The sequence below is a fragment of the Pseudomonas sp. KH_027 genome (assembly GCF_057838565.1).
In genome coordinates this window covers 370964-382105 of sequence record NZ_CM174470.1, presented here as the reverse complement: position 1 = coordinate 382105, position 11142 = coordinate 370964, and the positions used below count along the sequence as shown (strand labels likewise).

Sequence of the window (11142 nt, the reverse complement as noted above, 5' to 3'; positions counted from 1 at the left end):
ATGTCGAAGTCGCTTCAACTCATCAAAGAACACGACGTGAAGTGGATTGATCTGCGCTTCACCGATACCAAAGGCAAGCAGCACCACGTGACCATGCCGGCCCGTGATGCAGACGACGATTTCTTCGAAATCGGCAAGATGTTCGACGGCTCCTCCATCGCCGGCTGGAAAGGCATCGAAGCCTCCGACATGATCCTGCTGCCGGATGACAGCACCGCCGTGCTCGACCCGTTCACCGAAGAGCCGACCATCATCCTGGTTTGCGACATCATCGAACCGTCGACCATGCAAGGCTATGACCGCGACCCGCGCGCCATTGCCCACCGCGCCGAGGAATACCTGAAGTCCACCGGTATCGGTGACACCGTATTCGTTGGCCCGGAACCAGAATTCTTCATCTTCGACGAAGTGAAATTCAAATCCGACATCTCCGGCTCCATGTTCAAGATCTACTCCGAACAAGGCTCCTGGATGTCCGATGCCGACATCGAAACCGGCAACAAAGGCCACCGCCCAGGCGTCAAAGGCGGCTACTTCCCGGTTCCGCCGTTCGACCACGACCACGAAATCCGTACTGCCATGTGCAACGCCATGGAAGAAATGGGTCTGGTCATCGAAGTTCACCACCACGAAGTGGCGACTGCCGGCCAGAACGAAATCGGCGTGAAGTTCAACACCCTGGTAGCCAAGGCTGACGAAGTTCAGACCCTGAAATACTGCGTGCACAACGTCGCGGACGCCTATGGCAAGACCGCTACCTTCATGCCGAAGCCGCTCTACGGTGACAACGGTTCGGGCATGCACGTGCACCTGTCCATCGCCAAAGATGGCAAGAACACCTTCGCTGGCGAAGGCTATGCCGGCCTGTCCGACACCGCCCTGTACTTCATCGGCGGCATCATCAAGCACGGCAAGGCCCTGAACGGCTTCACCAACCCGGCCACCAACTCCTACAAGCGTCTGGTTCCAGGCTTCGAAGCCCCGGTAATGCTGGCTTACTCGGCACGTAACCGTTCCGCCTCGATCCGCATCCCGTACGTTTCCAGCCCGAAAGCCCGCCGCATCGAAGCGCGCTTCCCGGATCCGGCTGCCAACCCCTACCTGTGCTTCGCTGCACTGCTGATGGCTGGCCTGGACGGTATCCAGAACAAGATCCACCCCGGCGATGCTGCCGACAAGAACCTCTACGACCTGCCACCGGAAGAAAGCAAGCTGATCCCGCAAGTGTGCGGCAGCCTGAAAGAAGCCCTGGAGGAGCTGGACAAGGGCCGTGCGTTCCTGACCAAAGGCGGCGTGTTCAGCGACGACTTCATCGATGCCTACATCGAGCTCAAGAACGAAGAAGAAATCAAAGTGCGCACCTTTGTGCACCCACTGGAATACGACCTGTACTACAGCGTCTAAACCAGCCACGCTAGCTTTAGCGTGACCCAAAGGCCTCCCCGGCGAAAACCGGGGAGGCCTTTTTATTGAGCCGAATTGCAGCTCTCGCCGGAACGGGCCATACCACAATGCTTGAGGCGCTCTCACGGGCATAGCCCGCTCCTGCAGGCCATATAACCTTTTTATTTGGCATTTTTTATTTGCTTGCGCGCACAGCTATAAATGTACGAACTTGCCAGCGCCGCCTGCCAATGCAAGGCTAAGCAACAACCCTTGCACGGGAAACCAGCCATGCGCCTCACGCTTACCTGTTTGCTGCTCGCCCTGGCCCTGCCAGCCGCCGCACAAATCTACAAATACACCGACGCCAACGGCAACACGGTGTACACCAACCAGCCGCCCGATGGCGCCCCGACCGAAGCCGTCACACTGCCACCCACCAACAGCGTGGGCATGCAGGCACCGACCAACCCCGCAGCCGACACCAATAGCCAGGCTCCCCAGGCCGCATACAGCGTGCTGCAACTGAGCGACATTCCGTCCGAGGAAGCCCTGCGGGCCAATAACGGCACCTTCAGCGTCGGCATCAAGCTGCAACCGCAACTGCGCTCCGGCCATCGGCTGCGCCTGCTCCTCGACGGCCAACCCTATGGCCAAGCGAGCACAGCACTGCGCCTGCCACTGAGCAATATCCCGCGTGGCGAACACAGCCTGGCGGTGGAAGTTCTTAGCGGCGAGCAGCCGATCCAGCAAAGCGCCACCGAAGCCTTTACCGTGCAACGCGTCAACACCAGCAGCCCGGCGCTGCGACCACCCAAACCCACACCCACACCCAGGCCAGCCACCTAAAACATGCGATTTATTCTGCTCTGCCTACTGCTGATCGGCCTGCCGGTTGCAGCCGAGGTCTACACCTATATCGACAGCGAAGGGAATCGGGTCTTCACCGACCGCCCCAAGTCGGACAATGCCGAACGGATTCAACTGGCGCCATCCAACGGCATGTCGACCAATGACCTGCCGCCCCCACCCGCTCCCGCACAGACAGCCCCGACCACACCACCGGCCTACCAACTGCTACGCATCCTGATCCCCGAGCCGGATGCGACAATCCGCGAAGGTTCTTCCGGCGACCTGATCGTCACCGTCACCAGCGAACCAAACCTGCTGGCCGGCCACAACTACCGCCTGCTACTCGATGGCCAGGCGGTGGGTGAGCCCAACCGCAGCCCCGTCTTCGCGCTCAGCAATCTGGATCGCGGCACCCACCAATTGGCCGCAGAAATCGTCGACAACCAGGGCCGCACCCTGGAACGCACGCCAAGCCAACCGGTGCACATCCTGCGCATCTCCCTGGAACAAAAGCGCACGACCAATCCCTGCAAACTGAAGGATTACGGCGTACGTCCCGAGTGCCCCCTGGAAGACAAACCACCCGTGAAGAAGGACATCCCGCTCGTCCCCTTCATCTGACACCACCGACTTATGCACCCATTCGGTGCATTCATGCGCACCACTTTCTATACACTCCCCATTTTGGCTCGTCGGCTGATCTGTTTAGCGCCGAAAAGTAGCCAAAAGCCCCCATCCCGTACTATTAGCGCGTCTTTTCGGGGCTTTGGTTTGCTTTTTGCATTTTCAGACCCATTCTCGGGATCCCAAAGATGACCATCAACGACGCCCTGCACCGATTGCTGCTGGATAACCTGACCACCGCGACCCTGCTGCTCAACGCCGAACTGTGCCTTGAGTACATGAATCCGGCGGCCGAAATGCTCCTGGCCGTCAGCGGCCAACGCAGCCATGGCCAGTTCATCAGCGAACTCTTCACCGAGTCGCCGGAAGCCCTGGCCTCGCTGCGCCAAGCCGTGGAACAGGCGCACCCGTTCAACAAGCGCGAAGCCGTGGTCACCGCGCTGACCGGCCAGACCCTGACCGTCGACTATGCGGTGACGCCGATCCTCAATCGTGGCGAGACCCTGCTGCTGCTGGAAGTCCACCCGCGCGACCGGCTGCTGCGGATCACCAAGGAGGAGGCGCAACTGTCCAAGCAGGAAACCACCAAGATGCTGGTGCGCGGCCTGGCCCATGAAATCAAAAACCCGCTCGGCGGCATCCGTGGCGCCGCCCAACTGCTGGCCCGCGAACTGCCGGACGAAAACCTCAAGGACTACACCAACGTCATCATTGAAGAAGCCGACCGCCTGCGGAACCTGGTCGACCGCATGCTCGGCTCGAACAAGCTGCCGTCGCTGGCCATGACCAACGTGCACGAGGTACTGGAGCGCGTTGGCAGCCTGATCGAAGCGGAAAGCCAGGGCAGCATCACCCTGGTGCGCGATTACGACCCGAGCATCCCCGATGTACTGATCGACCGCGAACAGATGATCCAGGCGGTGCTCAATATCGTGCGCAACGCCATGCAGGCCATCGGCACGCAGAACGAACTGCGCCTGGGCCGTATCACCCTGCGCACCCGCACCCTGCGGCAATTCACCATTGCCCACACCCGCCACCGCCTGGTGACCAAGGTGGAAATCATCGATAACGGCCCCGGCATCCCGGCAGAGCTGCAGGAAACCATCTTCTACCCCATGGTCAGCGGCCGCCCGGACGGTACCGGACTGGGCCTGGCCATCACCCAGAACATCATTAGTCAGCACCAGGGTCTGATCGAGTGCGAGAGCCATCCCGGCCACACCGTATTCTCGATCTTCCTGCCGTTGGAACAAGGAGTTACTCCGTCATGAGCCGCAGTGAAACCGTCTGGATTGTCGACGACGACCGCTCCATTCGCTGGGTCCTGGAAAAAGCCCTGCAACAGGAAGGCATGACCACCACCAGCTTCGACAGTGCCGACGGCGTACTCAACCGCCTCAGCCGCCAGCAGCCGGACGTGATCATTTCCGACATCCGCATGCCCGGCGCCAGTGGCCTGGACCTGCTGGCACGGATTCGTGAGCTGCACCCACGCCTGCCAGTGATCATCATGACCGCCCATTCCGACCTGGAAAGCGCGGTGGCCTCCTACCAGGGCGGCGCCTTCGAATACCTGCCCAAGCCCTTCGATGTCGATGAAGCGGTATCCCTGGTCAAGCGCGCCTTCCAGCACGCCCAGGAGCAGCAAGGCTTGCACGTGCCGGTGGTACAGGCGCGCACCCCGGAGATCATCGGCGAAGCGCCGGCGATGCAAGAGGTTTTCCGCGCCATCGGCCGCCTCAGCCACTCGAACATCACCGTACTGATCAATGGCGAGTCCGGCACCGGCAAGGAGCTGGTCGCCCACGCCCTGCATCGGCACAGCCCGCGCGCGGCGTCACCCTTCATCGCGCTGAACATGGCCGCGATTCCGAAGGACCTGATGGAGTCCGAGCTGTTCGGTCATGAGAAAGGCGCCTTTACCGGCGCCGCCAACCAGCGGCGCGGGCGCTTTGAACAAGCCGACGGCGGCACGCTGTTCCTCGATGAAATCGGCGATATGCCGGCCGACACCCAGACCCGCCTGTTGCGGGTACTGGCCGATGGCGAGTTTTACCGGGTCGGTGGCCACACCCCGGTCAAGGTCGACGTGCGCATCATTGCCGCCACCCACCAGAACCTGGAAACCCTGGTGCAGGCCGGCAAGTTCCGCGAAGACCTGTTCCACCGCCTCAACGTCATCCGCATTCACATCCCGCGAATGTCCGATCGCCGCGAAGACATTCCGACCCTGGCTCGCCACTTCCTCAGCCGCGCCGCCCAGGAGCTGTCGGTCGAGCCGAAGCTGCTGAAAAGCGAGACCGAAGACTACCTGAAGAACCTGCCGTGGCCGGGCAACGTGCGCCAGCTGGAGAACACCTGCCGCTGGATCACGGTGATGGCTTCCGGCCGTGAAGTGCATATCGACGACCTGCCGCCGGAGCTGCTGACCCAGCCGCAAGACAGCGCACCAGCGACCAACTGGGAGCAGGCGCTGCGCCAATGGGCCGACCAGGCTCTGGCCCGCGGCCAATCGAACCTGCTCGACAGCGCCGTGCCGACCTTCGAACGCATCATGATCGAGACGGCGCTCAAGCACACCGCCGGGCGTCGCCGCGACGCCGCCGTGCTACTGGGCTGGGGACGCAACACCCTGACGCGCAAGATCAAGGAACTCGGCATGAAGGTCGATGGCGCCGATGACGATGAGGACGAAGCCTGAACCCCATGCGCCGCTAACGAAAAGCGGGCCTCGGCCCGCTTTTTTTATCCCCGTAATAAAACTGGCATACCTGCTGCATAGTATTAAGTACACCCAGTTTCGGGGACCTTGGTACAGGCAGGCCGGGGATTCCCTTTTTTATTCCGCGCGTAGGCTGAGCCTCAGCCGCCACCGCCCTTGCACCGCTGCGCCGTGCCACTCGCCCCGCAGCGGGCGGGCGGCCACCAGATTCAACAGCAACCCCCTCTCCGTACGCATCAAACGCCAATTCACACCCTTTCCAACCAACTGCAGTTGCCCCTGCTGGGCGCCACCGGCCGCCTCAAACACCAACGCCAATGCACCATGCAAGTGCTCACCGGACACTTTTGGTTCAGTGTTGAACCAAAACTGCAGGCCATCGGGCAATACCTCGACCTGCTCCAGGGTCGTCGGCTCGGGCACCATCAAGCGACCGATCATCAACCCGACCAGGAAGCCAAGCAGCGCCAACGCCGCGAGAAAGCGCCGCCATAACTTCGGCCGCGGGTCCTCTTCAGGAGTAGAATCCTGCCCGTCCTTACGCTCGGAGCCGTGCATGTTTCACGTGATCCTCTTTCAACCGGAAATTCCACCCAATACGGGCAACATTATCAGGCTCTGCGCCAACAGCGGTTGCAGCCTGCATCTGATCGAGCCAATCGGCTTTGAACTGGACGACAAGCGCCTGCGCCGCGCCGGGCTGGATTACCACGAGTACGCCAGCCTGAGCCGCCACAGCGACCTCGCCAGTTGCCTGGCCAGCCTCGGCCAGCCGCGCCTGTTTGCCTTTACCACCAAAGCCTCGCAGCCCTACCACGAAGCGCGCTTTGCGCAAGGCGACGCCCTGCTGTTCGGCCCGGAAAGTCGCGGACTGCCGGCCGAAGTGCTGGACAGCCTGCCGACCGAACAGCGCCTGCGCCTGCCGATGCGCCCAGGTTGTCGCAGCCTGAACCTCTCCAATACCGTCGCAGTGGCCGTCTACGAAGGCTGGCGCCAGCTCGGTTTCAGTCTCGACTGAAGCGCCCGCTCCTACGCTCTCGTAAAAAGCACAGACATAAAAAAGCGCCCCGCAGGGCGCTTTTCCAATACAGCGACAACTCAGTGTTGAGCCGCAGCGGGGGCCTCGCCAGCCGCTTGCATGCGGTTCAGCTCCTGAGCGTAAAGCGCGTCGAAATTCACCGGCGCCAGCATCAGCGCCGGGAACGAGCCCCGCACGACCAGGCTGTCGAGGGTCTCACGCGCGTACGGGAACAGGATGTTCGGGCAGAACGCCCCGAGGGTGTGGCTCATCGATGCGGCGTCCAACCCCTGGATCAGGAAAATCCCGGCCTGCTGCACTTCGGCGATGAAGGCGATCTCTTCGCCAGTTTTAACGGTCACGGAGAGGGTCAGCACCACTTCGTAGAAGTCGCCTTCCAGGGGCTTCTGCCGCGTGTTCAGATCCAGGGCCACGCTCGGACTCCACTCCTGACGGAAGATTTCCGGGCTCTTCGGCGCTTCGAAGGACAGGTCGCGCACATAGATGCGTTGCAGGGAAAACTGTGGGTTCTGGTCGCCTTGGGCGGCGCCGTTGGTCGCTTGGTCAGTCATAGCAGAGCCTTCTTATCGTTAGGTTTCTACAAAAATTCAGGCCTTGAGCAGCGCATCCAGCTTGCCGGCGCGCTCCAAGGCATAGAGGTCATCGCAGCCGCCCACATGGGTACTGCCGATCCAGATTTGCGGCACCGAGGTGGCGCGCGCCTTGCGGGTCATTTCAGCGCGCACCTCGGGCTTGCCGTCGACGCTGATTTCCTCGAAGGCCACGCCCTTATTCGCCAGCAACTGCTTGGCACGGGTGCAGTAAGGGCACCAACTGCTGGAATAGACGACGACGAAGGACATCTCACTTCACCAGGGGCAGGTTGTCGCCACGCCAGCTGGAAATCCCGCCAGACAGTTTGGCGGCGTTGAAGCCGGCTTTCTTCAGGTCGCGGCTGACGCTACCGGCATGCTGGCCCAGGGCATCGACCACGATCAAGGTCTTGGCCTTGTGCTTCTCCAGCTCGGCGATCCGGCCGATGACTTTCTCGTAAGGAATATTCAGCGCGCCGACAATATGGCCGCTGGCGTAATCCTTGTTCGAGCGTACATCGAGCACCAGACCCTGTTCACTATTGACCAGCGCCGTCAGCTCGCGCGTGCTCAGGCTTTGACCGCCCTTTTGCAGCTCGGTGAAGATCAGCAAGGCCAGCAGCACCGCGAAGACACCGCTGAGCACATAGTGGGTAGTGGCAAATTCAATCAGATGAGCGAGCATCAATAGGTTCCAGAACGGCAAAATGTCGGCCAGTATACACAGCCCCAAAGGTCGGCCAAACCCCGTCCGGCGGTGACGTAGCCGAGACTTGGCTTTAAAATGCCCAGCCTTTTTGACCACTATGCCAAGCGAGCCGGATCTATGACTGCCACGCCCAAACCCCTGGTTCTGATCATCCTGGACGGCTTCGGTCACAGTGACAGCCCCGAATACAATGCCATCTTCGCCGCCAACACACCGGTCTACGATCACCTGCGCGCCACCCAGCCCAATGGCCTGATCTCCGGCAGCGGCATGGACGTCGGCCTGCCGGACGGACAGATGGGCAACTCCGAAGTCGGTCACATGAACCTCGGCGCCGGCCGCGTGGTGTACCAAGACTTCACTCGCGTGACCAAAGCGATCCGCGACGGCGAGTTCTTCAGTAATCCGAGCATTGTTCAGGCGGTAGACCAGGCCGTCGGCGCCGGCAAGGCCGTACACATCCTCGGCCTGCTGTCCGATGGCGGCGTGCACAGCCATCAGGACCACCTGGCGGCCATGGCCGAACTGGCGGCCCAGCGCGGCGCCGAGAAGATTTACCTGCACGCCTTCCTCGACGGCCGCGACACACCGCCGAAAAGCGCAGAACCCTCGCTCAAGCTGCTCGACGACACCTTCGCCCGCCTCGGCAAAGGCCGCACCGCGAGCATCATCGGTCGCTACTTCGCCATGGACCGCGACAATCGCTGGGATCGCGTCGAAGCCGCCTACAACCTGATCGTCGACGGCCAGGCCGAGTTCCAGGCCGAGAGCGCCGGTGCCGCCCTGGAAGCCGCTTACGCCCGTGGCGAGAGCGACGAATTCGTCAAAGCCACCCGCATCGGTACGCCCGTGCAGGTCGAAGACGGCGACGCCGTGGTGTTCATGAACTTCCGTGCCGACCGCGCCCGCGAGCTGACCCGCGCCTTCGTCGAACCGGACTTCGCCGACTTTGCCCGCACGCGCCAGCCCCATCTGGCCGGCTTCGTCATGCTCACCCAGTACGCCGCCAGCATCCAGGCACCCAGCGCCTTTGCCGCGACCAGCCTGGACAATGTGCTCGGCGAATACCTGGCCAAACACGGCAAGACCCAACTGCGCATCGCCGAAACCGAGAAATACGCCCACGTCACCTTCTTCTTCTCCGGTGGCCGCGAAGAGCCGTTCGAAGGCGAAGAACGCATCCTCATTCCCTCGCCGAAAGTCGCCACCTACGACCTGCAGCCGGAGATGAACGCGCCAATCGTCACCGACCGCATCGTCGAAGCCATCGAGCAGCAGCGTTATGACGTGATCGTCGTCAACTACGCCAACGGCGACATGGTCGGCCATACCGGTGTATTCGAAGCCGCGGTCAAGGCCGTGGAATGCCTGGACACCTGCGTCGGCCGTATCGTCGCCGCGCTGAACAAAGTCGGCGGCGAAGCACTGATCACCGCCGACCACGGCAACGTCGAGCAGATGGAAGACGAATGCACCGGTCAGGCACACACCGCGCACACCTGTGAGCCGGTGCCATTCATCTATGTCGGCAAGCGCCAGGTCAGCCTGCGCGAAGGCGGCGTTCTGGCCGACGTGGCGCCGACCATGCTGGCCCTGATGGGCCTGCCGCAACCGGCGGAGATGACCGGCAGCAGCATCCTGACGCTGGAATAAGGGTTACGCGCGATGGCGGGCCGAACAGGTTGGGCTGAGTTAAGCGAAGCCCAATAATCCGCAGAGACCGAACGGAGGGCTGTTCGCCCCCCGCTCAACCGCCCGCGCAACACGCCCTGCGCGCCTGCAGGCGAAGGCCGGCACCTCATCGCGGGCGGCCTTCACTGTTGATCCTCGCGCAAAAGCCATTTACGACCCACGACATCGGCTGAATCGGCACAACGCCTCATCACCAGTGGTCTGAGACGTTTTTTTTGCCGCCGCCCACGGGCATACTAGGGCGTCTCCCTCCCCCCGGTATCGCCCGCCCCATGCTGCGCACTTTGATTGCCGTCTTGCTTGCTTGCCTGCTCAGCCCGGTAATGGCCGATCAACGCGCCGAAACCCAGAAGCAGCTGGATGCTGCCCAGCAGGATATCGGCGAGCTGAAAAAGCTGCTCAAACAGCTGGAACAGGAAAAGTCCGGAGTACAGAAAGACCTGCGCGGTACCGAAACCGAGATGGGCCAGCTGGAAAAGCAGGTCAAAGCCCTGCAGGAAGAGCTAAAAAAAAGTGAAGCCGAGATCCAGCGCCTGGATAGCGAGAAAAAAAAACTCGAAGGCGCACGCCTTGAACAGCAACGCCTGATTGGCATTCAGGCACGGGCCGCCTACCAGAGCGGCCGCCAGGAATACCTCAAGCTGCTGCTGAACCAGCAGAACCCGGAAAAATTCGCCCGCACCCTGACCTATTACGATTACGTCAGCCAGGCGCGCCTGGAACAGCTCAACGCCTTTAACGAAACCCTGCGGCAACTGGCCAACATCGAGCGTGAAAGCGCCGCCCAGCAAGCGCAGCTGGCCGAACAGAAAAGCGCGCTGGACGAGCGTCGCGAGCTGTTGGCACAAGCCCGTAAGGAGCGCCAGCTGGCGTTGGCCAAGCTGAACAAGGAGTCCAGCGCCCGCGGCCAGAAGCTCAAGGCCCGCCAGCAGGAGCAAGCCGAACTCGGCCGCGTGCTGAAGACCATCGAAGAGACCCTCGCCCGCCAGGCCCGCGAAGCCAAGGCCGCCGAAGAAGCGCGCAAACAGGCCCTGGCGCAGCAACAGCTGGAGGAAAAATCAGCGCGGCCGACGCCGAGCAAGTCCGTCAGCGGCCCATTGGTTTCCAGCACCGGCGCGACCTACGGCGGCCCGTTCGCCAAAAGCCGCGGCAAGTTGCCGTGGCCGGTGGATGGTCGCTTGGTCGCCCGCTACGGAACCCCGCGCGGCGGCGACGCTCGTACGACCTGGGACGGTGTATTGATCGGCGCCTCCGCCGGCAGCCAGGTACGCGCCGTACACGGTGGCCGCGTAGTATTTGCCGATTGGTTGCGCGGCTCCGGACTTCTGGTCATTCTCGACCATGGCAACGGTTACCTGAGCCTCTATGGCCACAACCAGAGTTTGCTGAAAGACGCCGGCGACATTGTCAAAGCGGGCGAGCCGATCGCGACCGTCGGCACCAGTGGCGGCCAAGATACGCCGGCCCTGTACTTTGCGATTCGTCAGCAGGGCCGCCCCAGCGACCCGGCACAATGGTGTCGCGCGCAAGGATAAGCGCAACACCT

12 protein-coding genes are annotated in these 11142 nt (G+C 62.1%); 8 read left to right on the top strand and 4 right to left on the bottom strand.

Annotated elements, in window-relative coordinates; all coding sequences use genetic code 11:
- The 5 genes from glnA (at nucleotide 1) to ntrC (ending at nucleotide 5563) form a co-directional block, all read left to right on the top strand.
- Nucleotides 1–1404, top strand: coding sequence for a glutamate--ammonia ligase (glnA, locus tag AC3IYG_RS01865; RefSeq protein ID WP_489312024.1), 1404 nt, complete (start codon nucleotides 1–3; stop codon nucleotides 1402–1404).
- Between the two features lie 270 nt (nucleotides 1405–1674).
- The gene (locus AC3IYG_RS01860) at nucleotides 1675–2232 is read left to right on the top strand and encodes a DUF4124 domain-containing protein (RefSeq protein ID WP_489312023.1); all 558 of its coding nucleotides are present in this window, start codon (nucleotides 1675–1677) and stop codon (nucleotides 2230–2232) included.
- Nucleotides 2233–2235: 3 nt separating this feature from the next.
- Nucleotides 2236–2856 carry a DUF4124 domain-containing protein gene (locus tag AC3IYG_RS01855; RefSeq protein WP_489312022.1) on the top strand — a complete coding sequence of 207 codons (621 nt, stop codon included), beginning with the start codon at nucleotides 2236–2238 and terminating at the stop codon, nucleotides 2854–2856.
- Nucleotides 2857–3047: 191 nt separating this feature from the next.
- Nucleotides 3048–4133 (top strand): nitrogen regulation protein NR(II), encoded by a 1086-nt coding sequence (gene glnL, locus AC3IYG_RS01850; protein ID WP_489312021.1) that lies wholly within the window; start codon nucleotides 3048–3050, stop codon nucleotides 4131–4133.
- Nucleotides 4130–5563, top strand: coding sequence for a nitrogen regulation protein NR(I) (ntrC, locus tag AC3IYG_RS01845; protein WP_489312020.1), 1434 nt, complete (start codon nucleotides 4130–4132; stop codon nucleotides 5561–5563). Before glnL ends, ntrC begins: the two co-directional genes overlap by 4 nt.
- A gap of 138 nt (nucleotides 5564–5701) precedes the next feature.
- Here the strand turns inward: ntrC and AC3IYG_RS01840 are convergent, their stop codons facing one another.
- Nucleotides 5702–6142 carry a hypothetical protein gene (locus AC3IYG_RS01840; protein WP_489312019.1) on the bottom strand — a complete coding sequence of 147 codons (441 nt, stop codon included), beginning with the start codon at nucleotides 6140–6142 and terminating at the stop codon, nucleotides 5702–5704.
- On the opposite strand from AC3IYG_RS01840, the gene AC3IYG_RS01835 reads away from it, so the two are divergent.
- Nucleotides 6141–6602 (top strand): tRNA (cytidine(34)-2'-O)-methyltransferase, encoded by a 462-nt coding sequence (locus AC3IYG_RS01835; RefSeq protein WP_489312018.1) that lies wholly within the window; start codon nucleotides 6141–6143, stop codon nucleotides 6600–6602. The genes AC3IYG_RS01840 and AC3IYG_RS01835 overlap by 2 nt on opposite strands.
- A gap of 80 nt (nucleotides 6603–6682) precedes the next feature.
- Here the strand turns inward: AC3IYG_RS01835 and secB are convergent, their stop codons facing one another.
- From secB to AC3IYG_RS01820, 3 genes are read right to left on the bottom strand one after another with little or no spacing between them, the layout of a single operon-like run.
- On the bottom strand, nucleotides 6683–7174 hold the full coding sequence (secB, locus tag AC3IYG_RS01830; RefSeq protein WP_489312017.1) for a protein-export chaperone SecB: 492 nt from the start codon (nucleotides 7172–7174) through the stop codon (nucleotides 6683–6685).
- A 36-nt stretch (nucleotides 7175–7210) separates the two neighbouring features.
- Nucleotides 7211–7465, bottom strand: coding sequence for a glutaredoxin 3 (gene grxC, locus AC3IYG_RS01825; protein ID WP_489312016.1), 255 nt, complete (start codon nucleotides 7463–7465; stop codon nucleotides 7211–7213).
- Nucleotide 7466: 1 nt separating this feature from the next.
- Nucleotides 7467–7880: a rhodanese-like domain-containing protein gene (locus AC3IYG_RS01820; RefSeq protein WP_489312015.1), complete on the bottom strand. Its 414-nt coding sequence runs from the start codon at nucleotides 7878–7880 to the stop codon at nucleotides 7467–7469.
- 141 nt (nucleotides 7881–8021) lie between these two features.
- Between AC3IYG_RS01820 and gpmI the strand changes: the two genes are divergently transcribed.
- Entirely contained in the window at nucleotides 8022–9557 is a 1536-nt protein-coding gene (gene gpmI / locus AC3IYG_RS01815; RefSeq protein ID WP_489312014.1) for a 2,3-bisphosphoglycerate-independent phosphoglycerate mutase, read from the top strand.
- A 311-nt stretch (nucleotides 9558–9868) separates the two neighbouring features.
- Entirely contained in the window at nucleotides 9869–11131 is a 1263-nt protein-coding gene (locus AC3IYG_RS01810; RefSeq protein ID WP_489312013.1) for a murein hydrolase activator EnvC family protein, read from the top strand.
- Nucleotides 11132–11142: the final 11 nt, after the last annotated feature.